Annotated in this window: 19 protein-coding genes and 1 pseudogene; 7 read left to right on the forward strand and 13 right to left on the reverse strand. The window is 66.6% G+C overall.

The window, feature by feature from the left end; all coding sequences use genetic code 11:
* Positions 1 to 395 precede the first annotated feature (395 nt).
* From H1Q64_RS20135 to H1Q64_RS20145, 3 genes are all read left to right on the forward strand, one after another.
* Positions 396 to 887, forward strand: coding sequence for a MarR family transcriptional regulator (locus H1Q64_RS20135; RefSeq protein ID WP_237905326.1), 492 nt, complete (start codon positions 396 to 398; stop codon positions 885 to 887).
* A 51-nt stretch (positions 888 to 938) separates the two neighbouring features.
* Positions 939 to 1,340 carry a response regulator transcription factor gene (locus H1Q64_RS20140; protein WP_237905327.1) on the forward strand — a complete coding sequence of 134 codons (402 nt, stop codon included), beginning with the start codon at positions 939 to 941 and terminating at the stop codon, positions 1,338 to 1,340.
* Positions 1,341 to 1,509: 169 nt separating this feature from the next.
* On the forward strand, positions 1,510 to 3,210 hold the full coding sequence (locus tag H1Q64_RS20145) for a monovalent cation:proton antiporter-2 (CPA2) family protein (protein ID WP_269145379.1): 1,701 nt from the start codon (positions 1,510 to 1,512) through the stop codon (positions 3,208 to 3,210).
* A 9-nt stretch (positions 3,211 to 3,219) separates the two neighbouring features.
* Here the strand turns inward: H1Q64_RS20145 and H1Q64_RS20150 are convergent, their stop codons facing one another.
* The 5 genes and pseudogenes from H1Q64_RS20150 to H1Q64_RS20170 all read right to left on the reverse strand — a co-directional run bounded on the left by H1Q64_RS20150 (position 3,220) and on the right by H1Q64_RS20170 (position 8,996).
* Positions 3,220 to 4,944 (reverse strand): hypothetical protein, encoded by a 1,725-nt coding sequence (locus tag H1Q64_RS20150; RefSeq protein ID WP_237905328.1) that lies wholly within the window; start codon positions 4,942 to 4,944, stop codon positions 3,220 to 3,222.
* Between the two features lie 208 nt (positions 4,945 to 5,152).
* Positions 5,153 to 6,193 (reverse strand): sulfate/molybdate ABC transporter ATP-binding protein, encoded by a 1,041-nt coding sequence (locus tag H1Q64_RS20155; RefSeq protein WP_237905329.1) that lies wholly within the window; start codon positions 6,191 to 6,193, stop codon positions 5,153 to 5,155.
* A gap of 13 nt (positions 6,194 to 6,206) precedes the next feature.
* Positions 6,207 to 7,067 carry a sulfate ABC transporter permease subunit CysW gene (cysW, locus tag H1Q64_RS20160; RefSeq protein ID WP_237905330.1) on the reverse strand — a complete coding sequence of 287 codons (861 nt, stop codon included), beginning with the start codon at positions 7,065 to 7,067 and terminating at the stop codon, positions 6,207 to 6,209.
* A pseudogene (gene cysT, locus H1Q64_RS20165) lies at positions 7,057 to 7,886 on the reverse strand (sulfate ABC transporter permease subunit CysT). The gene cysW and the pseudogene cysT overlap by 11 nt, the downstream one beginning before the upstream one ends.
* Before the next feature lie 57 nt (positions 7,887 to 7,943).
* Positions 7,944 to 8,996: a sulfate ABC transporter substrate-binding protein gene (locus H1Q64_RS20170; protein WP_419468835.1), complete on the reverse strand. Its 1,053-nt coding sequence runs from the start codon at positions 8,994 to 8,996 to the stop codon at positions 7,944 to 7,946.
* A gap of 315 nt (positions 8,997 to 9,311) precedes the next feature.
* Between H1Q64_RS20170 and H1Q64_RS20175 the strand changes: the two genes are divergently transcribed.
* Positions 9,312 to 10,460, forward strand: a complete 1,149-nt coding sequence (locus tag H1Q64_RS20175) for a hypothetical protein (RefSeq protein WP_237905331.1) — start codon at positions 9,312 to 9,314, stop codon at positions 10,458 to 10,460.
* Positions 10,461 to 10,487: 27 nt separating this feature from the next.
* Here H1Q64_RS20175 and H1Q64_RS20180 read toward each other — a convergent pair whose 3' ends face one another.
* Positions 10,488 to 11,336: a hypothetical protein gene (locus H1Q64_RS20180; protein ID WP_237905332.1), complete on the reverse strand. Its 849-nt coding sequence runs from the start codon at positions 11,334 to 11,336 to the stop codon at positions 10,488 to 10,490.
* Between the two features lie 64 nt (positions 11,337 to 11,400).
* Positions 11,401 to 11,853 carry an RrF2 family transcriptional regulator gene (locus tag H1Q64_RS20185; protein WP_014198135.1) on the reverse strand — a complete coding sequence of 151 codons (453 nt, stop codon included), beginning with the start codon at positions 11,851 to 11,853 and terminating at the stop codon, positions 11,401 to 11,403.
* A 169-nt stretch (positions 11,854 to 12,022) separates the two neighbouring features.
* Here H1Q64_RS20185 and H1Q64_RS20190 point away from each other — a divergent pair, with 169 nt between their 5' ends.
* Positions 12,023 to 12,655: an MBL fold metallo-hydrolase gene (locus H1Q64_RS20190; protein ID WP_014198134.1), complete on the forward strand. Its 633-nt coding sequence runs from the start codon at positions 12,023 to 12,025 to the stop codon at positions 12,653 to 12,655.
* Between the two features lie 214 nt (positions 12,656 to 12,869).
* Entirely contained in the window at positions 12,870 to 13,469 is a 600-nt protein-coding gene (locus H1Q64_RS20195; RefSeq protein ID WP_237905333.1) for a hypothetical protein, read from the forward strand.
* A gap of 79 nt (positions 13,470 to 13,548) precedes the next feature.
* On the opposite strand, the gene H1Q64_RS20200 is transcribed toward H1Q64_RS20195, so the two are convergent.
* The gene (locus H1Q64_RS20200; RefSeq protein WP_237905334.1) at positions 13,549 to 14,064 is read right to left on the reverse strand and encodes an OsmC family protein; all 516 of its coding nucleotides are present in this window, start codon (positions 14,062 to 14,064) and stop codon (positions 13,549 to 13,551) included.
* Positions 14,065 to 14,253: 189 nt separating this feature from the next.
* On the opposite strand from H1Q64_RS20200, the gene H1Q64_RS20205 reads away from it, so the two are divergent.
* Positions 14,254 to 15,348 (forward strand): TRAP transporter substrate-binding protein, encoded by a 1,095-nt coding sequence (locus H1Q64_RS20205; RefSeq protein ID WP_237905335.1) that lies wholly within the window; start codon positions 14,254 to 14,256, stop codon positions 15,346 to 15,348.
* Positions 15,349 to 15,422: 74 nt separating this feature from the next.
* On the opposite strand, the gene H1Q64_RS20210 is transcribed toward H1Q64_RS20205, so the two are convergent.
* From H1Q64_RS20210 to H1Q64_RS20230, 5 genes are all read right to left on the reverse strand, one after another.
* The gene (locus tag H1Q64_RS20210; RefSeq protein ID WP_237905336.1) at positions 15,423 to 17,093 is read right to left on the reverse strand and encodes a cation acetate symporter; all 1,671 of its coding nucleotides are present in this window, start codon (positions 17,091 to 17,093) and stop codon (positions 15,423 to 15,425) included.
* Positions 17,090 to 17,401 carry a DUF485 domain-containing protein gene (locus H1Q64_RS20215; protein WP_109071062.1) on the reverse strand — a complete coding sequence of 104 codons (312 nt, stop codon included), beginning with the start codon at positions 17,399 to 17,401 and terminating at the stop codon, positions 17,090 to 17,092. Before H1Q64_RS20215 ends, H1Q64_RS20210 begins: the two co-directional genes overlap by 4 nt.
* Positions 17,402 to 17,633: 232 nt before the next feature.
* Positions 17,634 to 18,416, reverse strand: coding sequence for a phytochelatin synthase family protein (locus H1Q64_RS20220; protein WP_237905337.1), 783 nt, complete (start codon positions 18,414 to 18,416; stop codon positions 17,634 to 17,636).
* Between the two features lie 47 nt (positions 18,417 to 18,463).
* A complete protein-coding gene (locus tag H1Q64_RS20225) occupies positions 18,464 to 18,976 on the reverse strand; it encodes a hypothetical protein (RefSeq protein WP_237905338.1) in 513 nt (170 codons plus the stop codon).
* An 89-nt stretch (positions 18,977 to 19,065) separates the two neighbouring features.
* A complete protein-coding gene (locus H1Q64_RS20230; RefSeq protein WP_237905339.1) occupies positions 19,066 to 22,212 on the reverse strand; it encodes a carbohydrate-binding domain-containing protein in 3,147 nt (1,048 codons plus the stop codon).
* Positions 22,213 to 22,449: the final 237 nt, after the last annotated feature.

The following is a 22,449-nucleotide window of genomic DNA, read 5'->3' on the forward strand; positions in this document are numbered from 1 at the left end:
CGGCAAACTGGCCGTGGTCGTCATCGGGTTTTTGAAGGCCGGAGAAGCACAAACGATCGTTCGTGCCAGCGGAGGGTCAATCTAGCGCTTACGGCAGAGAGCGTCAAGCCCTTTGTTTCGTATTCACCGAACCGCCTAGACCGCCTGGGGCGGAAAACGGATCGGCCAGCGCCCTGACCTCCACCCCTCCAGTCTTTCGGGGCGCCTCCTCCGGACCGCGTCCGGCGAGGGAGGCGCTGTATAGGGCAGCGTCCGCAGCCGATCCAGCGAAAAGACTCGTTCAACAACAGATTCGATTCTGAGCCGGGAGACAACAAAAGAGCGCGGCGGCTGGACAGGCCCCGGGCCGCGCCTTTATGGTTTTATCTCGAAACCGCAGGCACAGGGGAGCCGGCATGCGCCCAAGCGCGCGCGCGACCGCCGAGGTCATGGCGCAGGTTCTGCGGACGACCGCCAGCCTTGCCTTTGCCGATGGGCTGAACCCGGCCCAGTGGGCGGCGCTGCGTTACTTCGCCCAGGCGAACGCGAGCGCCCGGAACGTCGTGGCCTTCGCCCGCCATCACGGGACGACCAAGGGTACGGCCAGCCAGACCATCGCGGCCCTTCTGAAAAAGGATTTGCTGGAGCGCCACCCCAGCGAGACCGACCGCCGTTCCATCCGTTTGACCCTCACGACGCGGGGGCGGACCATGCTCGCCAACGATCCGCTGAACGAGCTGGTTGCGGCGATCGACGGTTTGGCGCCGGCCCAGCACGGCGCGCTGGCCGCGGGACTGGACGAGCTGTTGCGCACGCTGCTGTCCCGCCGCACCGAGAGCGGGGGGCGCGATAGCGGCGCGCTGGGGGCCTCTGGTCATGCCGACCGCAACGGCGCCGCGGCGGACTGAACCGTCCGCGCCATCCGCACTTCACGCCATCGCATTGGGAGCGACGGAGCCATGGCCCGAATTCTGGTGATCGACGACGTTCCGGCCTTCACGGCGCTGCTGCGCATGACGCTGGAGACGCAGGGCCACCATGTGGAGGAGGCCCATGATGGCCTGTCCGGCCTGTCCATGCTGGAGCGCGAGCCCTTCGATCTCGCCATCGTCGACATGATGATGCCCGGCCTGGACGGGATCGAGCTGATCCGCCGCCTGCGCGCCCGCGACGCCTCCCATGCCCCAAGCGTCATCGCCCCGGCCATCATCGCCATGTCCGGCAGCACGGACGACTTCCCGGCGGCCTTCTCGCTGACTCTGTCGGCCATGCACGGCGCCAACCGCGTGCTCTACAAACCCTTCGACAACAGCGAGTTGACCGCCGCCGTGGACGAGTTGCTGGCCGCCCGCGCCGCCTGACGCCGCGGCATCGCCGCCACAGCGCGATCATTTTTGGCCGGTACGGGACTTCTTTTGCGCGTTCCGATCTTTCGCACACCCGCTGCGCTTGCGGTGGCCCTGTTTGCGCCGCATACAGACGCCGTCCCGGACGGACGGCGTCCGGCCCGACCCAGCCAGCGCGCGGACCATGCACGACCCCAAACTGCTTTTCGACGTCCTGTTCCTGCTGCTGGCGGCGGTGGTGATCGTCCCCTTGTTCCAGGCGCTGCGCATCCCGGCGGTGCTCGGCTATCTGGTGGGCGGGGCGCTGCTGGGTCCGCACACACCGGGACCGGTGGTGGACATGGAGCTTCCCCAGGTCCTGTCCGAATTCGGGGTGGTCTTCCTCCTCTTCGCCATCGGGCTGGAGCTGCCTCTGTCGCGCCTGCGGGCGATGCGGCGCTACATCTTCGGGTTGGGGCTGATGCAGGTCGTCCTGACCAGCGCCGCCATCGCCGCCGTCGCCTACGCGCTGGGCGAGAACGTGGCGGCGGCGCTGGTGATCGGCGGCATGCTGGCCTTCTCCTCCACCGCCACGGTGCTGAAGCTGCTGGTCGAGCGCGGGGAGACGGTGGCGCGCTTCGGGCGCGTGTCGGTCGCCGTGCTGATCTTCCAGGATCTGGCCGTCGTGCCGCTGCTGACCCTGCTGCCGCTGCTGGCCGGCGGCGACACCAGCATCCCCTGGGCGCTCGCCCTCGCCGGGGTCAAGGCCGTTGCGGCGATCGGCGCCATCATGCTGCTGGGCCGCTTCGTGGTACGACCGGTCTATCACTTCGTGGCCTCGGCGAAGAGTCCGGAGGTCTTCACGGCGACCAACCTGCTGGTCGTCCTGGCGGTCGCCTGGCTGACGGCGGAGGCCGGCATGTCGATGGCGCTGGGCGCCTTCCTGGCCGGCATGCTGATGGCCGACACCGCCTACCGCCATCAGGTGGAGGCCGACATCGAGCCGTTCCGCGGCCTGCTGCTCGGCCTGTTCTTCATGACGGTGGGAATGACGCTGGACCTGCCGGCTATGCTCCGGCGCGCCGACGACATCCTGATGGTGACCGCGGCGCTGCTGGTCGGGAAGAGCATCCTGCTGTTCCTGCTCTGCCGCCTGTCGGGGCTCGGGCTGGCGACGTCGCTGCGCATCGGGCTGCTGCTGTCGCAGGGCGGCGAGTTCGCCTTCGTGCTGATCGGCAAGGCGACGCGGCTCGCGGTGCTGGAGGGCGAGACGGGGCTGCTGCTGTCCTCCTGCGTGGCGCTCAGCATGGCGGTGACGCCGCTGGTCGGCGCCATCGCCCAGCGGCTGGCTCAGAGGGTCGAGGCCCACTACGGCGCCGAGGCCTTCGGGGTGGAGACCAGCGACATCACCGGCCATGTGCTGATCGCCGGCTATGGCCGGGTCGGGCGCGCCGTCGCCCGGCTGCTGCGCACCCACGACATTCCCTATGTCGCGCTGGACCTCGACCCGCAGCGGGTGGCGGCGGCGCGGGCCGAGGGGCTGCCGGTCTATTACGGCGATTCCAGCCAGATCGGCGTGCTGCGCGCCGCCGGGATCGAGCGGGCGCGGGCCGCGGTCATCACCGTCAACCGCCCTGACATGGCGGAGCGCGCCGTGGAGGCCATCCGCCGGGCCGCCCCGCGCTTGGCCATCGCCGCCCGCGCCCATGATCTCGACCGCGGCGCGCGGCTGAAAATGGCCGGGGCCAGCTCCGTGGTGCCGGAGACGCTGGAAGCCAGCCTGCAACTGGCCAGCCTCGTGCTGCGCACCGCCGGGGTGGACGCCGAGACCATCGACCAGAGCCTGAAGAGCGTCCGCGACCGCGGCTACGACGCGCTCAGCGAACCCGCCGAGCAGAACGACTGAGCGGTTGCGTCAGCGCTCCACCCGCCACAGGTCGAACACGGTGCCGCGGTAAACCTCCTCCGCGCCCGGCGGCGGTTTCAGCCCGGCCGCGTGGAAGACGTTGGAGAACATCACCAGCACGTAATCGTACTTGTCCCGCCAGCCGATGTAGTGCGGGCAGGGCTCGACATGATCGCGCAGGGTCGCCTCTTCGGGACGGGAGAGCAGGCGGACATCCACCGGAACCCCCTCGTAGATCGCCATGCAGCGGTCGCGGTAGGGCTGGGTCACCGTCAGCGGCTGCTTGCCGGGGTGGCTGAACAGGGTCGGGACGAAGGCGCGCCGCTCCACGGTGATCAGCGACGGCAGATGGATGAGGCTGGGCAAAGCGACCAGCGCATGCCGCCAGGGCGGCTGGGTGAGCAGGAACTCCCGCGTGTTGCAGCAGCCGGCCTCCTGCCCCGCCCAGGCGATCAGGACGGACCGTCCGGGCTCGATCCGCTCCATGGCGCGGCGCAGGTCGGCCACATCGTCCTCATAGGCCAGCCAGTTGAGCGTCAGCACGCCGGTCCGCACCGTCAGCAGAGCGAGCAGCCCGGCGGCGAAGGCCGCCGCGGCGCGGGCGCTGGGAAAACGGATGTCGGTGCCGGCCACCAGCAGGAAGGCCGCCAGAATCCAGAAGCGGATCGACACGAAATAGGTGCCGAAGAAGGGGTCGGGCACGACGAAGAAGGCCAAAACGAACAGCCCCACCGCCAGCATCATCGCCGGCGCGGCGCGCAGCCAGCCCGCCAGACGCGCCGCCACCATGCCGCCGAGGATCAGCAGCAGGGTCGCCACATCAAGCAGCGTGTTGTAGTTCAGGACCGGAGCCAGCATGTCGTGCAGCCGATAACGCCACTGCTTCAGCTCGGTCAGCTTCTTCAGCCGCCAGTAGATTTCCTTCAGCAGCAGGACCGGCGTGCTGTCCCGCGCGCCCACCGCCGCCGCGTCGGACTGGAGGAGGTGCGTTCCCACCGTGCCGGCGAACAGCGCCACGGGAAGGGCGAGCAGCGCGGTGAAGCGCAGGGCGTCGCGCCCGAGATTGGCGAGCGTCAGCGGCTTTCGCCCCTGCCCCACGTATTTCACCGCCTCCACCGCGAACAGGCAGAGCAGGAAGGAGCCGAGCACGATGGCGTGGGCGAAATAGAGGAACAAGGCGCAGCCCATGCCCACAGGCACCTGCCAACGCCGCCCCGCCAGCGCGATCCACAGCGACAGCCCGACCAGCAGGAAGCCGAAGCCGAGCGAAAAGCTCATGAAGCCGCCGATCAGCGTGGCGTTGTGGATGAACAGCGCGCCGCACAGCGGCCACAGGCTCCACCGCCCGAACAGCGTGCGGTTCAGCAGCATCGCCCCGAACAGGGTGAGCAGCCCGGCCAGCGCCATGTAGACGCGCCCGGCGACATACAGAGGCAGCACGCTGGCGAGCGGCAGCATCACCGCCTCCATCAGCAGGTTCGGGACCGGCGTCAGGGAGGCCGTGTAATGGTCGGCCAGGAAGGGGTCTGACCGGACATGCAGCAGCACGTCCACCCGCGCCAGATGGTTCGGGTAGTCGAGCAGCGGCGGCATCTCCACCAGGATGAGCGGCAGCAGAAGCAGCGCCAGGATCACCGGCAGCGTGAGCGCCAGCGGCGGCGACCAGGCTCCAGCCCCGGCGTCCGTCCGCAGGGCGGCGGAGCCGGTGGCCTGCGACAGTCCTGAATGGTCCACCGGTGCCTCCTGCATTGGGTGCAATGCGGAAGGCTCAACACATCCACCGTCCGCATCGCCAGAAGGCAATGGCGTTACGATTCGGCGTTGGACTTAGTCCATGGCCCCGACGGGGCAGGCCCCATGGCCCGCCGGGACTCCATCGGCATGAGGGCGGGAGCCCTCCCCGCCCCTTTTCGAGGATAGGCCGGGCTTCGTCAGGCTGCCGTCACGGCTGCGGGAAGACACGGGCGCGGGCGATGTGGACGGCGCACTGGTCGCCGGGGCGCAGGCCCAGGGCGGACAGGCGCTCGCGGTCCATCTCGGCTTCCAGCGGCAGGCCGGCGAGGTCGATCTCGATCCGCGCGTCCGGTCCCACCACATGAATGCCCGACACCCGGCCCGGTCCCGCGGCGCTGGGGCTCAGCCCCAGATCGTGCGGGCGCACATAGGCGATGGCCGGGCCGCGGACCGTGCCGTCGGCGGGGATGGACAAAGCCCCGTTGGCCGTCCGCGCCACCCCGTCCGCCACCACGCAGTCGAAGCGGTTCACCTGCCCGAGGAACTCGTAGACGAAGGCGGAGGCCGGACGGTCGTAGACCTCCGCCGGGCTGCCCACCTGCTCGATCCGTCCCTGGCTCATCACCACCACGCGGTCTGCCAACTCCAGCGCCTCCTCCTGGTCGTGGGTGACGAAGACGGAGGTGATGTGGATGTCCTCGTGCAGCTTGCGCAGCCAGCGCCGCAACTCCTTGCGCACCTTGGCGTCGAGCGCACCGAACGGTTCGTCGAGCAGCAGCACCTTCGGCTCAATGGCCAGCGCGCGGGCCAGCGCCACGCGCTGCCGCTGCCCGCCGGAGAGCTGAGCCGGGTAGCGGTCGGCGAAATGGGCGAGCTGGACCAGCTCCAGCAGCTCCATGACCCGCCGCTTGATCTCGGTCGAGGCCGGGCGCTGGCCGCGCGGCCGCACCTTCATCCCGAAGGCCACATTCTCGAAGACGGTCATGTGGCGGAACAGCGCATAGTGCTGGAAGACGAAGCCGACCTGCCGCTCGCGCGGGGTGAGGCTCAGCGCCTCTTCCCCGTTGAGCAGGAGGCTGCCGGAATCGGCGAACTCCAGCCCCGCCATGATGCGCAGCAGGGTCGTCTTGCCCGAGCCCGACGGGCCGAGCAGGGCCAGAAGCTCGCCGGAACGGACTTCGAGGTCCACCGCATCGAGCGCGCGGAAACTGCCGAATTGCTTGGTGATGCCGGAAACCTGGATCGCCATGACGTGCGTCGCCTCAATGCCGGGTGGCCGCCAGCTCAGCCCCGAAGCGCCATTCCAGCACCGTCTTCACGACCAGCGTGACGAGGGCGAGCATGGCCAGCACCGAGGCCACCGCGAAGGCAGCGACCAAATTGTATTCGTTGTAGAGAATCTCGACATGCAGGGGCATCGTGTTGGTCTCGCCCCGGATGTGGCCGGACACCACCGACACCGCGCCGAACTCGCCCATCGCGCGGGCGTTGCACAGCAGGACGCCGTACAGCAGACCCCATTTGATGTTGGGCAGGGTGACGCGCCAGAAGGTCTGCCAGCCGGACGCGCCCAGCACCAGCGCCGCCTCCTCCTCCTCGTTGCCCTGCTCCTGCATCAGCGGGATCAGCTCGCGGGCGACGAATGGGAAGGTGACGAAGACGGTGGCGAGCACCAGACCCGGCACGGCGAAGATGATCTGGATGCCCTGCGACTTCAGGAACGGCCCCATCAGCCCGTGCAGACCGAACAGCAGCACGTAGATCAGGCCGGAGATCACCGGCGACACCGAAAACGGCAGGTCGATCAGCGTGATCAGCACGTCCTTGCCGCGGAAGTCGAACTTGGCGATGCACCAGGACGCCGCCACCCCGAAGAGGAGGTTCATCGGCACGGCGATGGCCGCGACGATCAGCGTCAGCTTGATCGCCGCCACCGCGTCCGGCTCCACCAGCGCCGCCCAGTAGGCGTCCGTGCCGCGGCGCAGCGCCTCGACGAAGACCGCGACCAGCGGCAGGACCAGGAACAGCAGCAGGAAGGCCAGCGCCGTGGCGATCAGAAGCCCCTTCACCCAGCGGCTGTCGGCCAGCGCCGGGGTGAAGCCAACGGCTTTCTTAGCGAGCATGGCGGGACCTCATCCAGGCTTGCAGCAGGTTCAGGGCCAGCAGCAGCACGAAGGACGCCATCAGCATCAGCACGCCGACCGCGGCGGCGCCGGCATAGTCGTACTGCTCCAGCTTGATGACGATCAGCAGCGGAATGATTTCCGACAGGCCGGGGATGTTGCCAGCGATGAAGATCACCGAGCCGTATTCCCCCACCCCGCGGGCGAAGGCCAGCGCGAAGCCGGTCAGCAGAGCCGGCAGAAGCGCCGGGAACACCACCCGCCGGAAGGACTGCCAGCGCGTGGCGCCCAGCGCTGCGGCGGCCTCCTCCTCCTCCGGCGGCAGATCCTGGAGGATCGGCTGGTGCGCACCACGAAGGGCAGGCCGATGAAGGTCAGGGCGATGGCGATGCCCAGCGGCGTGAAGGCCACCCTCAGCCCGAACCACTCCATCAGCAGGGAGCCGATCCAGCCGTTGGGCGCGTAGAGCGCGCTGAGCGCGATGCCGGCCACCGCGGTGGGCAGAGCGAAGGGCAGGTCCACCAGCGCGTCGACGATCCGGTCGCCGGGGAAGCGGTAGCGCACCAGCACCCAGGCGACGATGAAGCCGAAGACGGCGTTGATCGCGGCGGCGGCCAGCGACAGCCCGAAGCTGACCTTGAAGGCGGCCAGGACGCGCGGCGTCAGCACCGCGTCCCAGAAGCCGGACCAGCCCAGCCCCGCCGCCTTCAGCGCCAGCGCGGCCAGCGGCAGCAGGACGATCAGGGACAGATAGGTCAGCGTGAATCCCAGCGTCAGCCCGAAGCCGGGCAGGACACTGGGTTTTCGAAGAACGCTCAACACCGTGCCCCCCGTATTGGGAAGCACGGCGTCGCTGGTGGTTGCCGCGACCACGGGTCAGCGGCCCTTCTGATAGATCTGGTCGAAGACGCCGCCATCCGCGAAATGCTTCTCCTGCGCCGTACGCCAGCCCCCGAAGGAACCGTCGATGGTCACAAGCTTAACATTCGGGAAGCGATCCGCATACCGCGCAGCGACCTCCGGCAGGCGCGGGCGGTAGAAGTTCTTCGCCGCGATCTCCTGCGCTTCGGGGGTATAGAGGAAGTTCAGGTAGGCTTCCGCCGCCTTGCGGGTTCCCTTGCGGTCGACCACCGAATCGACGACCGTAACCGGCGGCTCCGCCAGGATCGACAGCGACGGCACGACGATGTCGAACTTGTCGGCGCCGAACTCCTGAAGCGACAGGAAGGCCTCGTTCTCCCAGGCCAGCAGGACGTCGCCGAGCTGCCGCTGGGTGAAGGTGACGGTGGAGCCGCGGGCGCCGCTGTCCAGCACCGGCACGTTCTTGAACAGGTCGGCGACGAACTGCTTGGCCTTGGCTTCGTCGTTGCCGTTCTTCTCCAGCGAATAGGCCCAGGCGGCCAAATAGTTCCAGCGCGCCCCGCCCGAGGTCTTCGGATTCGGCGTGATGACCTGGACGCCCGGCTTCAGCAGGTCGTCCCAGTCCTTGATCTGCTTCGGGTTGCCCTTGCGAACCAGGAAGACGATGGTCGAGGTGTAGGGAGAACTGTTGTTCGGCAGGCGCGTCTGCCACGTCTTCGGCAGGGCGCCGGAGTCGGCGATGGCGTCGATGTCGTAGGCCAGCGCCAGCGTCACCACGTCGGCGTCCAGCCCGTCGATGACCGAGCGCGCCTGCTTGCCCGACCCGCCGTGCGACTGCTTGACGGTCACCGTCTGGCCGTTTTCCGCCTGCCATTTCTTGGCGAACGCCTTGTTGAACTCCACATAGAACTCACGGGTGGGGTCGTAGGAGACGTTCAGCAGCGTGGTCTGCGCCTTGGCAGGCGCGATGGTCAGCATGGCGAGGGCGACACCCGCGGCCATTGCGGACAGCCGGCCTACGGAGAGCCGGTTCGCGCGGAGCGCGGAGAGCCGATCACGAAACGACATGGCACACTCCCTCGGTATGGTTCATTGAGGCACCGGCCCTGGAGGCCACGCACCGCACCGTTGTTTACAAAGCCGGCCATTGCACCGGATCGACTGGGCCGTATTCACATACTTTATAATGTATATGCAATATCCATTTGCCTCCTAGAGTTTGCATGATTCCGGGAAGGCTGCAAGGCTGTTTTTTGTCATTCTCCACATCACAGCGAGACAATTTCACATAATTTTGTGAAATGTGATGCGTTGGATCAGGCTGGAAGCGATGCGTCGGATCGCTATCATGCGCGCCCTCTCCGCCTCCTGTCCCGAACGGCCATGTCCGAACCACTCCAGCCCCCCTCCCCCGCACTGCTGACCGCCCTTCTGGAGGCCGAGCGCGCGCTCGGCCGGTTGGCGGAGGTGGTTCAGGACCCGGCGCGCCGACGGCGGCTGTGGGCCGACGCGGCGCGCCGGGAGTCCTGCGCGGCGGCGCGTCTCGACGGGGTGGCGGTGGACCCGGCGGAGTTCCTGGTGGCGACCATCGGCACCGACCTCGTCCCCACCGCCGGTCGGGGAGCGGCGCAATCGGTCCGCGCGCTGTGGCAAGGCGCCCTGTTCACGCAAGGCGTGATCGCCGCCCCCGCCCGCCATAGGGAAAACAACCGTGCACTGCCGCCGTCCAGCGGTGCCGCGGCCGATGCCTGGCGCGCGGTGGCGGAACTGGAGGCCGGGCCGGACGACCGTTTTTCCTTCCCGTCCGACGACGAGGATGGCGACACCGCGCCCGTCACGGACGACGCGCCCCCAGCCTGGTCTCTGGGTTGGTCGGAAGCGCTGTGGCGCTGCCTTCAGGCGGAAGTGTCGGGCCGCGATCCCGGGCGGCTGGCCTTCTCCGCGGACCGCGAGGCAGAGGCGGCGACGCTGCTCAAGCGGCTGGACCATGCCGGCGACTCGCCGGCCCTGCTCGGCGGCGTGGGGATACTGGCCGAACTGCTCCGCCCGGCGCCCGACTTGCGCATTCCCGGCTGGGCGGTGCCCTCGGCCCGGCTGATGGGGGCGCTGGCGGTGGCGCGCTGCTGCCGAGTGCCGAACGTCTGGCTGCCGATGTCCGTTTCGCTGCACGCCGACCGCACGACCGCCGGCCTCGCCGCCCGCGGGCGGGAGGAGGGATGGCGGCTGTGGCTGGCCGACACGGTGGCGGAGACGGCGCGGCGGGAGCGGGAGCGCGCCCTGTCGCTGGACCGCAAGGCGGAAGGCTGGCAACAGCGGGTGGGGGCCAAGCGCCGCAACTCCCGCATTCCGGACCTTTTGGAGCTTCTGTTCGAGGAACCCGCCCTGACCGTACGGCGGGTGCAGAAGCGGTTGGGCAGCACCTTCCGCGGCGCCCAGCTTCTGGTCGACGAGTTACTGGAGAACGGAATCCTGCGCGAGGCGACGAACCGCGCGCTGGACCGCGTGTTCATCGCCGTGGATCTGGTACCCTGACACCCGCCCGGACCGGTGCGATCCGGTTCAGGCGATTCCCGGCGCCCGCGGGAAGGCCACCACTTTTTCATAGTCCAGCGGGTTGAAAAGCCGTTCGGGAGTAAACGGACCCTCGAACCGCCCTTCGATCAGATCGTTGCGGACGTAGAAGCCATTGGCTCCATACAGCGCGCAACCCACCAGGGTGTATCCCTTTCTTGCCGCGAGTTGCACCATCGATGTCAGCGATGCGCCGAAATCCGTCCGTCCGGCGCCCCACCGGTAGTTCGGGTCATAGGACATGATGTACTCGGCGCCCGGCGCATGGCAGTGATTGTGCTCCAGGCACACGACCCTGGGATTGACGACGTTGATGGCCTCGAAAACGTGATAATCGTTTCCATCAATGTCGATCGACAGGAAATCGATCTCCCCCCGTATGCCGGCGCCGCCCCAGAATTTCGGTCGGCCGATCAGGCCGTTGATGTTTTCCCGCGTCACGTAGCGATCAACGAACCTCAGGGTGCCCTTCCTGATGCGATCCCGGAAATTCCATTTGATGCTGCCGACGTAATCGGGGTTGCCCTCAATCCACAGACCGGTCCAGCCGGCTTCGAGCAACGCGCGTGTGTTGTTCTCGGTGCCAATTTCCGCGCCGAATTCGACGAACACCCGGTTGGTCGTGCCAATCCTTCGAAAGATTTCGGCGATGATGCCGTCCTCATCGGATTGACTGAACAGCTTCGCCCCGTACCATTCCAGGCGCGCCCGGTCCCCGCCCGTACGCCGCATCCGGTCCTGCTCTAGCGACATCGTTTCCTTCCCAAAGCATCCCAGGGGCGCCAGACCGGACGCCGGATGCTCGGAAGCATAAAAGACCTTGCCCTTCGGCGACATTCCCGCTTTCGGATGATCGGCCGGCCGAATTATGGCGGCTCCGATGCAGCCAAGCGCAGGGTGCTCAGATGTCGAAGTTGACGGGCAGGCCGCCGGTCGCCTGACGGTGGCGCAGGGCGTCGGACAGGGTCTGGTTGTCGAGCACCTGCGCGGTGGCGTCGCGCACCTGCACCATCAGCCAGCGCACCGAACAGGTCGGCGGGTCGATGCAGTCCTCGCAGGGACGGAAGGAATTCTTGCTGGCGCAGGGGATCGGCGCCAGATGCCCGTCGATCAGCCGGATCACCTCGCCGAAGGAAATCTCCTCCGCCGGGCGCGCCAGACGGTAGCCGCCGCTCTTGCCGCGCTTGGCGAACAGCAGGCCGTGCTTGCGCAGTTCCACCAGAATGGCTTCCAGGAACTTGCGCGGAATGTTCTCCCGCTCGGCGATTTCGGCGATCAGGACGAGTTCGTCGTCCGTCCGTTCGGCCAGCATGATCAGCGCACGCAGGGCGTATTTGGCTTTTTGCGACAGCATTCGGTCCGGCACCGCCCCCCGCGGCGGAATGGGATAAAGATAAAGTGCACTCCATATAGCCGTGTTGCCCAGGAATTGGTACCGGTTCTTGCCCTGGAAAACGGTGGCGCGTAAGGTCGAACACGAATCGATCCCTGACCATTGATCATTGACCGGCGAAGGACGCGGCATGCAGACCATCATCGTTCCCGTCACTCCGTTCCAGCAGAACTGCACGGTGCTCTGGTGCCCGGAGACGATGAAGGGCGCCGCCGTCGATCCCGGCGGCGATCTGCCGCGCGTCCTGCGCGCCGCCCAGTCGAAGGGCGTGACGCTGGAGAAGATCCTGGTCACCCACGGCCACATCGACCACGCCGGCGCCGTCGCCGACCTCGCCGACGAGCTGAAACTGCCCATCGAGGGGCCGCACCGCGAGGACCAGTTCTGGATCGACGGCATGCCGATGCAGAGCCAGATGTTCGGCTTCCCGCCGGTCCGCTCCTTCACGCCGGACCGCTGGCTGGAGGAGGGCGACACGGTGACGGTCGGCAACCTGACGCTGGACGTCCACCACTGCCCGGGCCACACACCGGGCCATGTGGTCTTCGTTCACAAGCCGAGCAAGATCGCCATCGTCGGCGACGTGCTGTTCCAGGGCTCCATCGGCCGTACCGACTTCCCCAAGGGCAACCACGGCGACCTGATCGAGTCGATCCGCAGCAAGCTGTTCCCGCTGGGCGACGACGTGACCTTCATCCCCGGCCACGGCCCGACCTCGACCATCGGGGAGGAGAGGCTGTACAATCCTTTCCTCAACGACTGAGCATCGCCACTCCCATAAGAGACATCGGCGCATACGCTCTCCGCAAGCCTAGCGGGGGATGACGGGCGCCGATGTCCTTTCTAGCTGTGTCTGCGACAGTTCAGTTATGAACGGGGAAATCCGCTTCGGCTACCCCCGTTGTTTTCCTGGTAGCCCTTCATCTGTCACGAAGGCACATAGGATAACTATGTATACAAACTCACCTATAATTCAAATGATTTCCGTCGCAGCAATTCTCTCCATACTTTCAGCCCCTGCGATGATAATTTATTCATACAAATCAAGATTTCCTCGATGGCTGCAGGTTATCGCCAAAGTTCTGCTTGCGCCTTACCTGCTGATAGTCTCAACAGTCGGGGCGATTGGAACGCTTCCGGCGCTTCCGGCATTAGTCGACGTTCTTAGAGACGATGGCTGCTTGCAGCGATACTTTGACGATGAATTGGTCGTCACGTCACCCACCGGGCTGCGCAAAGCAGTAGTCAATACAGGCGTCTGCGTGAGCGGCCCACTCGCGATCAACTCTGATGACGGGACTGATATCGAGATCACTACGCCCGGAACCGGCAAGCGAGTGACGGTTTTCAAGGGTTACGCCCGCTCGGACAAGTCCGTTGACTTGGAGTGGAAGGAGGACGGACGACTGCTTGTCCGCTTGCACAAAGTGATCCCCGTCGGCAAGAGCCTGCACAATGTTGACGGAGTTATCATTGAATATCGCGTTTCTCAGAAAGCTATGGGGTCATTGCCGACCTCTTCGGAATCGGCGGCGCAGTTCAGGGCTTGGGCAACCGGCAACGCCGTGATCGATTGACCCACTGTCAAATCTTAACGCCCTAATCGCCCAAGGCCGGTAAGGGCGGCCCTTCGGAACCGCCCCATTCGGAGAACCGTCACCCCTGACCCGTCTCGATAGCCAGCGACATCGGCGGCGGGTTGGCCAGGGTCTGGTAGACGACGCAATAACGCTCGGTCAGCTTGGTCAGGGTGGCGATGCGCTCCGCCGGTTCGTCGGTGTCCAGATCGAAGCGCAGGCGGATGGCGCGGAAGCCGACCGGCGCGTCCTTCGCCACGCCCAGCGTGCCGCGGAAATCCAGGTCGCCTTCTGCCGACACGGTGCCGCCACGCAGCTTGAATTCCAGCGCCGTGGCGACCGCCTTCAGCGTCACGCCCGCGCAGGCCACCAGCGCCTCAAGCAGCATGTCGCCCGAACAGGCCTGCGTACCCGGCCCGCCGGTCGCCGGGTGGAGGCCGGCTTCCACCAGCGCCCGGCCCGTCTCGACCTTGCAGGCGATGCCGGAATCATCCAGCGCCCCACGGGCCTTCAGCGTCACCACCGCCGACTCCGGGGCGTCCTTGTACTTGTCCTTCAGCGGCGCCTGGAGCGCGCGCAGATCCTGTGCATCCATGCCCGTGCGTTTCCTCTTCGCGGTTCGGATTCTTTATTGTGCGGCCGGCGGATGATGGACTGCAAACACCATCCCGGCAATGCCCAAAGCGAAGCCCAGCTCCGCAGCCGGCCCCCCTGGCCCGCCTCGATGTTTTCCGCTAAGACCGGTGGTATAAGCATAATGAATGGGAAGGGAGATTCCCCCGCCATGAAACGTCGTTCCTTCCTCGCCAGCGCCGGTGTCGGTCTGGCCGCCAGCACCGTCGTCGCCGCACCGGCCATCGCGCAGAGCCAGCCCGAGATCAAGTGGCGCATGGCGTCGAGCTATCCCAAGAGCCTCGACACCATCTTCGGCGGGGCGGAGCTGATCGCGCGCCGGGTCGCCGCCGCCACCGACAACAAGTTCCAGATCCGCACCTTCGCGGCGGGCGAGATCGTGCCGGCGCTCCAGGTGCTGGACGCGGTGCAGAACGGCACGATCGAGTGCGGCCAGTCCGCCGCCTATTTCTACATCGGCAAGGACCCGACCTTCTGCTTCGACACGGCCATGCCCTTCGGCCTGAACACGCGCCAGCACATCTCCTGGATGATGCACGGCGGCGGGCTGGAGCTGATGCGGGAGCTGTTCCGGGAACACAACATCTACAACATCCCCGCCGGCAACACGACGGCCCAGATGGGCGGCTGGTTCCGCAAGGAAATCAAGACGGTGGAGGATCTCAGCGGCCTCAAGATGCGGGTCGGCGGGCTGGCCGGGCAGATTATGGGCAAGCTGGGCCTCGTCCCGCAGCAGATCGGCGGCGGCGACATCTACCCGGCGCTGGAGCGCGGCACCATCGACGCGGCGGAGTTCGTCGGCCCCTACGACGACGAGAAGCTGGGCTTCCACAAGGTCGCCAAATACTACTACTCGCCGGGCTGGTGGGAGGGCTCCGCCCAGATCCCGCTGATGATCAACATCTCCGCCTGGGAGCAGCTTCCCGAGTCCTACAAGACGATCCTGGAGCAGGCCTGCTGGGAGGCCAACACCTGGATGATCGCCAAGTACGACGCCGTCAACGCCGCGGCGCTGAAGCGTCTGGTCGCCGGCGGTGCCCAGCTCCGCGCCTTCCCGCGCGAGGTCATGATGGCCTGCGAGAAGATCGCCAACGAGCTGAACGACGAGCTGTCGGCCAAGAATCCGCGCTTCAAGAAGGTCTACGAGGCGTGGAAGCCCTTCCGCGACGAGGAGCGGCTGTGGTTCCGCGTCGCCGAGAACAGCTTCGACTCCTACGTCTATTCCCAGTCGGCGCAGCGCCGCTGAGGAAAGCACGGTCTTGAAAGAGGCACGGCCCCTCCCCTTCCTGGCGAAGGAGAGGGGCCGTTTTCTTCACGCCGTCAGTGCGAAACCGCGCCGGCCGCGCCCAGGCCGGTTTCCGAGCGGATGTACTGGTACTCGTAGGCCTTCGCCTCCGCTGCCGCCCGTGCGCTGCGGTCGGTGACCGAGAAGAGCCAGGTCGACGCGAAGGCGATGACCATCGAGAACAGCGCCGGATGCTCGTAGGGGAAGATCGGCGCCGGGAACTTGAAGACGCTGACCCACACGGTCGGCCCCAGCACCACGAAGGCGACGCAGCTCACCAGACCGGCGAAGCCGCCGATGAAGGCGCCGCGCGTGGTCAGGCCCTTCCAGAAGATCGACAGGATCAGCACCGGGAAGTTGACCGACGCCGCCAGACCGAAGGCCAGACCGACCATGAAGGCGATGTTCTGGTTCTCGAACAGCAGGCCCAGCGTGATGGCGATGACGCCCAGCGCCAGCGTGGCGAGGCGTGACACGCGCATCTCCGACGCCTCGGTGGCGTTGCCCTTCTTGATGACGCGGGCGTAGAGGTCGTGGCTGACCGCCGACGCGCCGGCCAGCGTCAGGCCGGCGACCACCGCCAGGATGGTGGCGAAGGCGACCGCCGAGATGAAGCCCAGGAAAATGTTGCCGCCGATGGCCTTGGACAGGTGGATGGCCGCCATGTTGCCGCCGCCCAGGATCTTGCCCGCCGCGTCCAGATAGGCCGGGTTGGTGCCGACGATCACGATGGCGAGGAAGCCGATGGTCACCGTCAGGATGAAGAAGTAGCCGATGAAGCCGGTGGCGTAGACGACCGACTTGCGCGCCTCCTTCGCGTCGGGAACGGTGAAGAAGCGCATCAGGATGTGCGGCAGCCCCGCCGGTCCGCACATCAGCGCGAGGCTGAGCGACACCGCGGCAATGGGGTCGGCCATGGCGGCGCTGGGCCGCAGGATGGCGGCGTTCGCGGCGTGGGCGGCGACGGCCTGCTGGAGCAGCCGCTCCGGGTTGAAGCCGAACTGCGCCAGCGCCAATCCGACCAGCACGGTGCAGCCGCCGAGCAGCATCACCGCCTTGATGATCTGCACCCAGGTGGTCGCCAGCATGCCGCCGAAGGTCACGTACAGGATCATCAGCACGCCGACCATGACCACGGCGTAGGTGTAGTCCAGGCCGAACAGCAACTGGATCAGCTTGCCCGCCCCGACCATCTGCGCGATCAGGTAGAAGCAGACCACCGTCAGCGACCCGACCGCCGCCAGCGAGCGGATCGGCGTCTGGCCCAGCCGGTAGGAGGCGACGTCGGCGAAGGTGAAGCGGCCGAGGTTGCGCAGCCGCTCGGCGATCAGGAACAGCATCAGCGGCCAGCCGACCAGGAAGCCGATGGTGTAGATGACCCCGTCGAAGCCCTTGGCGAAGACCATGCCCGACAGGCCGAGGAAGGCCGCCGCCGACATGTAGTCGCCCGCGATGGCCAGCCCGTTCTGGAAGCCGCTGATGCCGCCGCCCGCGGTGTAGAAGTCCGACGCCGAGCGGGTGCGCTTCGACGCCCAGTAGGTGATGCCCAACGTTCCGGCGACGAACAGCAGGAACATGGCGATGGCCGTCACATTGACCGGCTGGCGCTCCACCGCGCCGTCGATGGCGGCGGCGAAAGCGGACCCGGCCGCCAGCGCCGGCAGCAGCGCGGCGGAGGCGGAAGCAAGACGACGCGCGGCGCTCATCGGCCCACCTCATTCAGCAGATCGCGGTTCATCGCGTCGTAGCGGCTGTTGGCGCGCAGCACGTAGACGCCGGTCATCAGCGAGCAGAAGACGGTGATGACGATGCCGGCGGCCAGCCCGACCGGAAAGGTCATGCCCTCGGCCAGCGGACGCGCCATCAGTTCGGGCGCCAGCGCCGAGGCGAACACGAAGGCGTAGTAGACCGCCAGGACGATCAGCGCCAGCCGCCAGCTGAAGCGCGCGCGGCTCGCCGTCATCGCGGCGAACTTCGGGTTGGACAGCACCCGCTCGTAAATCTCGTCGGACATGGTTTTTATCGCTTTTTTCTTGGAACCCAGGCATTGCGCATCGCAGCAATACCTTGGGTGCATGGCAGCAAAAAGCGAAATTAAATTTCTTATAGCACAAAATGACGAAAGATTCGCTCGAATCCGTTCTCATTTAACCAGATAACAGTTAATCATTAGCCGGAAGACGGTTGATCCTGGCGTGCAGAATGCGACAACGGGTCGCGCTGCGATGCAACATGAGTCAACACTGTTATCCCGCCGTCCGCCCCTTCAGCCGGACATCCTTCAGCCGGACATGGATCAACCCGCTGCCGGTGGGATCGGAGCGATCGGGCTTGACCATAGCCTCCAGCAGCTTCTCGTCGCTCGACCAGTAGGGCACGTACCACAGCCGGTCCACATCCATGACCAGCACCCGGTGGGTTTCCGCATCGTAAGCGCCGAGCGGCGCGATGTGGCCCACCGTGGCGTCGCCGGTCAGCGTGCCCTGGTCGTAGGCCAGCAGGATGATGTCGCTGTCGTCGCGCTCGTTCTCATCGAGGATGCGCCGCAGCTCGCCCAGCGTTTCCGGCGAGGTGTCCTTCGGGCGGAAGACCTCCACCGTGGCATCCAACCCGAAGGCGTCCACCGACCTCTGGACCAGCCCGGCGAAGTCGGCGAAGGACACGCCGTCCCCGTTCTCCGCGGTGGCCGCCTTCCACACGTCATCGTCCACCTCGTTCAGCACCCGCGCCTGGGTGACCAGCCGGTTGGACGAGAGCGGCGGCAGGCCGCGCAGCGCGTTGATCATCATTGCCACGCTGGCGACCGAACAGGCGCTGCCCGTCTGCTGGGCAGTGTAGTAGGGCATCATCGCCCAGAAGTCCGGCGCCCCGGCCCGGCGCAGATAGTCGCGGTCCTGGGTCATCGGCACGGCGTCCGGTCCGAACTTCGGCTTCGTCTCGCTCTGCGCGTCCTGCGCCGCGGCGGGAGGACCGGCCAGACACGCGACGGCGCACAGGGCCAGCAGAACCGAGCGGAACGGTGCCTTCATCACCGGCGTTTTCCTCGATGGTGTCACGGTGGATGCCTCTGCCGGCTCTAGCCGGACGGGGTGGGCCTTGGCGGAAGGCTCTGCGGCACGAGCGCCATGCAGTTCTGCACGACCGCGGCGCAGGCGCCCAACGATGGCGCCCGGTAGACCAGCTGCTCGACGGCCCCGTTCCTCAAGGTGAAAGTCGCTTCGCACCGGTTGTCCACCACGTCGCCAGCCCGTGGAGGATAGTAGTCCCACGGGTCGTAGTCGAGCCCGCGATGACGCCAGCCGGGATAGCCCCATGGATATCCCCATCCATAGCCGATCGGCGGCGGTGGCGGGGCGTAGTAATCGATGGAGCCCGCGCGGTAGGTGAAGAATTCCAGGGCGCCGCTGGTCGCCTGCCGATGCGGCACGCCCGCGCAGGACAGCAGCGTTCCCTTGGGCATGCCGACCAGCGCGCTTTGGGCGGCCAGCGCGACGTCGGCTCGGGGATCGGCGCACCCCGCCAGTCCCCCGGCCACCGCGAGCAGAAGGACGGCGGTGAACCGCCGTAAGGCGTGTGGACGCGGGAGCACGGGCGGAGCCTCCTTCCCCGGGGACCTGTCCCGGAAGAACAAGCCTCCGCCCGCTTTTGATCCCGCTTTCGCCCCGTCCGGGCCGGGGATCAGGCGTCCCAGAAATGCGGCATGCCGTCCGACGCCGTGTAGCCGCTGTGGCCGACCATTGCCCAGTCCAGGTCATGGATGCCCATGGCCAGCGCCGGGGAGTTCGCCTGCAGCGAGTAGTCGCCCCAATAGGGGTTGTTGAACAGCGGCTTGCCCGTCACGTCGTTGTCGCCATAGCGCGGCACGTTGTGGACGAGGTTGCCGTCGATCACCGGGTTTCCGGCGGTCAACAGCTCCATGTAGTCGTCCAGCGGCAGCGTTCCGCTGATGACGTTGCCGGTGATGGTGTTGTTGCGCGGCAGGCCAGGATCGCCGTGCTTGGGCGCCCAGCCGACGCGGATGAATTCCTCCGCGTTGCTGGCGATGATCGAGAAGTTGTTGGTGACGAGGTTGTTGTCGCCGCCGTGGATGTGCACCCCGGCCAGCCCGGTGTCCTTCAGGAAGTTGCCGGTCACCGTGACGCCGCCGGCCATGTCGTCCAGATAGATGCCGAAGCCCTTGTGGTTGGTCAGCCACTGGTCGGTGTTGCTGGTCGCCAGCCCGCCCACGCTCTCCACCCAGTTGCCGCGGATGATCGTGCCGGTGTCGACGCTGGACCGGCCCAGCACCTCGATGCCGCCGCCGTCCGCCGTTTCCAGGTTGGAATTGGTGACGCGGTTGTATTCGATGACGTTGTTGCGGTTGATGTTGGTGGAGTCCCAGTTCTTCAGCGAGATGCCGTAGCGCGCGCTGGAGTCCACGTCGTTGTGGGCGATCAGGTTGTTGTCGACCCCGGTGCCGATAATGCCGGCGACGCCCTTGCGCACCTCGCCGACGTGGGAGATGTCGTTGGCGTAGACGGTGTTGCCGTTGCTGCGCCCGTCCAGCTCGATGCCGTTGACCGCCAGATGCTCCAGCGTGTTGCCGCCCACCAAGTTGTTGGAGGAGGCCGCGGTCAGCTTGATCGCCGTGCCGACGTTGAGGAAGCTGTTGTTGCCGATGCTGTTGCCCGACGCCCCCTTCAGCTCCACCGCGTAGCCCCAGGTGGTGGTGTTGGTGAAGCCAAGCCCCTCGATGGTCACGTCGCTGCTGCCGTTCAGGCGGATCAGCGTGCCCAGCCGCGCCACCTCGACGCCGTCCTGCGCCAGGGTGGCCGGGTTTTCCGGCTTGAACACCAGCGACTTGTCCGACGCGCGCCACGCGAACTCGCCCGCCTGATCGACGAAGGACGGGTTGTTCAGCAGCTTGTAGGTCGTCCCCTCGGCGAAGGGCAGCGAGGTGCCGTTCTTCAGCGTGATGGTGCGGGTGGCGTCGTTGACTCCGGCGATCTCGGTCAGCGTGTCGGACAGCCGCTCGGCGTCCATGAGCTGGATCTTCATGCCGGCGACGATGTCGCCCGACGACATGTCGCCGGTGTGGTAGCGAACCGACCAGCCGCTGGGGCCGCCGTTGGCCGCGTCGGCGAAGTACCAGCCGGTGGTGGTGGGGTTGTCGGCGTCGACGATGCCCTTGCTGGCCAGCGTCTGGCGCACCCCGCCGATGGTCAGGTCGAGATCGGTGGCCTGCGACAGCTTCGCGGAGTAGATCCCGTTGCCCTCGCTGACGACGTTCGTGACCTTCTCCGCCCCGTTCAGCACCGGCGTCTCGCCGGGATAGTTGCGGAAGCTGTGGCCGTTGTCGGCACCGGTCAGCTCCAGCGTCTTGGTCAGGCGGTAGGTGCCTTCGCGCACATAGGTCGTGTCGACGTCGCTGTCGCGCATGGCGTCGCGGGCGCGCTCCAGCGAGGCGAAGGGACCGTCGGTGCCATCGGCGTTCGGAGCGGACAGTTTGCCCGACCAGCTGTCCTTGCCGTTGGCCGCCACGTAGAAGGCCGGGCCGATCGGCGGCGGCGGGGGCGGCTCGGCCGCGGGCTGGAACAGCGAGGCCGGGGCGTCCACGTTCAGAGCGCCGCCCCAGAACAGCCCTTCCTGGCCCTTCACCACGTCCTTTCCGTCCACCACGCCCTTGTCATAGGTGACGATGGAGTCGGTCGCCGCGACGGTGTGGCCGTTGATGGAGACCGACTTGACGTACAGGTTGCGGTCCTGGCCGTTGACCATGGAATCGTTGTCGTAGTGGATCTGGATCTTGTGGGCTTCCTTGGCGTCCAGATCGACCGTGAAGCGGAAGGGTTGCGGGTCGCTGGAGGTGGCGCGGCCCTCGCCGACCACCTTGCCGTCCACCAGCAGCTTGAAGTGCGGCGCCACCCCGCCGGCCGACTGGCCCCAGGCGGTGACGACGATGTCGGTCGGCGTCAGCGTGACCGGCGGCGGCGGGGGCGGCGGCGGGACGTAGGGGCCGTCGAAATACTCCTCCGGCACGCCGAAGGTCAGGGCACCGCCCCAGAACAGCCCTTCCTGGCCCGCGACCACGAACTTGCCGTCCACCGGCCCCTTGTCGTAGGAGGCCAGCGGGTCGGTCGATTTGATCTCCTGCCCGTCGATGGTGATGCCCTGGACGAACAGGTTGCGGTCCTGGCCGTTGACGGTGGCGTCGTTGTCGTAATGGATCTGGATCTTATGGGCCTCGTTGGGGTCCACATCGACCTTGAAGGTGTAGCCGGTCGGGCTGGTCGCGCTGACCCAGGCGTCGCCGACCACCTTGTCGTCCACCAGCAGCTTGAAATGCGGCGGCGTGCCGTTGGCGGCGGCGCCCCAGGCCTTCACGACGATCTCGGTCGTCATGGTGGCGGGCGCTTCGGGCTCGGGCTCCTGCGCGCTGGCGAACATGGTCTTGGGCAGATCGACGTTCAGCGCGCCGCGCCAGTACATCTCGGTCTGCCCGGCGATGACGTTCTTTCCGTCGATGTCGCCGGTGTCGTAGGTCACCAGCGGGTCGATGCTGAGGATCGGTTTCCCGTTCACCTCGAACGATTTGACGAAGAGGTTGCGGTCCTCCCCATTCACGGAGCCGTCGTTGTCGTACTGAAGCTGAAGCTTGTGGGCCTTGTCGGCCGGAACGCGGGCGTTGAAGGTGTAGCGGCCCAGCGACGCCGACGCGACGGTCGCCTGCCCGATTTCAACCCCATCCAGCCGCAGCACGAAATGCGGCCACTTTCCGCCTGCGGGAGCGCCCCAGGCGTTCACCGTGAAGGTGACGTCCATCAGTTCGGTAGTTTCGGCAGCCATCTCGGACCTCATTGAACTCTAGACCAACGTCTTAGCCCAGAGGTTGAGGTGGCTCGCTTAACGGAAAAATAAGAATCTTGGTAAAGATTTCACTAACGACCGTGATTCCTGTGACATAAACAGGCCATTTTCAGTCGAGCAAAAATGCGTCCGCATTAAAAAGAAAGTCTTCGCATCGACAAAATATGCCCTCTTCTGGTTCAGCTTGAGCTTGGACTCATTCCTTCCGCACTCATT

The sequence above is a fragment of the Azospirillum brasilense genome, assembly GCF_022023855.1.
Taxonomy (GTDB): Bacteria; Pseudomonadota; Alphaproteobacteria; order Azospirillales; family Azospirillaceae; genus Azospirillum; species Azospirillum brasilense_F.

What these genes read in the sequence shown, in the direction of transcription:
- H1Q64_RS20180 (WP_237905332.1), bottom strand. Translation starts at nt 11,336, where the DNA reads ATGTCGCCGAAGGGCAAGGTCTTTTATGCTTCCGAGCATCCGGCGTCC.
- H1Q64_RS20135 (WP_237905326.1), top strand. Translation starts at nt 396, where the DNA reads ATGCGCCCAAGCGCGCGCGCGACCGCCGAGGTCATGGCGCAGGTTCTG.
- H1Q64_RS20185 (WP_014198135.1), bottom strand. Translation starts at nt 11,853, where the DNA reads ATGCTGTCGCAAAAAGCCAAATACGCCCTGCGTGCGCTGATCATGCTG.
- H1Q64_RS20155 (WP_237905329.1), bottom strand. Translation starts at nt 6,193, where the DNA reads ATGGCGATCCAGGTTTCCGGCATCACCAAGCAATTCGGCAGTTTCCGC.
- H1Q64_RS20175 (WP_237905331.1), top strand. Translation starts at nt 9,312, where the DNA reads ATGTCCGAACCACTCCAGCCCCCCTCCCCCGCACTGCTGACCGCCCTT.
- H1Q64_RS20200 (WP_237905334.1), bottom strand. Translation starts at nt 14,064, where the DNA reads ATGGATGCACAGGATCTGCGCGCGCTCCAGGCGCCGCTGAAGGACAAG.
- H1Q64_RS20215 (WP_109071062.1), bottom strand. Translation starts at nt 17,401, where the DNA reads ATGTCCGACGAGATTTACGAGCGGGTGCTGTCCAACCCGAAGTTCGCC.
- cysW (WP_237905330.1), bottom strand. Translation starts at nt 7,067, where the DNA reads ATGCTCGCTAAGAAAGCCGTTGGCTTCACCCCGGCGCTGGCCGACAGC.
- H1Q64_RS20220 (WP_237905337.1), bottom strand. Translation starts at nt 18,416, where the DNA reads ATGAAGGCACCGTTCCGCTCGGTTCTGCTGGCCCTGTGCGCCGTCGCG.
- H1Q64_RS20210 (WP_237905336.1), bottom strand. Translation starts at nt 17,093, where the DNA reads ATGAGCGCCGCGCGTCGTCTTGCTTCCGCCTCCGCCGCGCTGCTGCCG.
- H1Q64_RS20205 (WP_237905335.1), top strand. Translation starts at nt 14,254, where the DNA reads ATGAAACGTCGTTCCTTCCTCGCCAGCGCCGGTGTCGGTCTGGCCGCC.
- H1Q64_RS20140 (WP_237905327.1), top strand. Translation starts at nt 939, where the DNA reads ATGGCCCGAATTCTGGTGATCGACGACGTTCCGGCCTTCACGGCGCTG.
- H1Q64_RS20230 (WP_237905339.1), bottom strand. Translation starts at nt 22,212, where the DNA reads ATGGCTGCCGAAACTACCGAACTGATGGACGTCACCTTCACGGTGAAC.
- H1Q64_RS20190 (WP_014198134.1), top strand. Translation starts at nt 12,023, where the DNA reads ATGCAGACCATCATCGTTCCCGTCACTCCGTTCCAGCAGAACTGCACG.
- H1Q64_RS20195 (WP_237905333.1), top strand. Translation starts at nt 12,870, where the DNA reads ATGATTTCCGTCGCAGCAATTCTCTCCATACTTTCAGCCCCTGCGATG.
- H1Q64_RS20145 (WP_269145379.1), top strand. Translation starts at nt 1,510, where the DNA reads ATGCACGACCCCAAACTGCTTTTCGACGTCCTGTTCCTGCTGCTGGCG.
- H1Q64_RS20170 (WP_419468835.1), bottom strand. Translation starts at nt 8,996, where the DNA reads ATGTCGTTTCGTGATCGGCTCTCCGCGCTCCGCGCGAACCGGCTCTCC.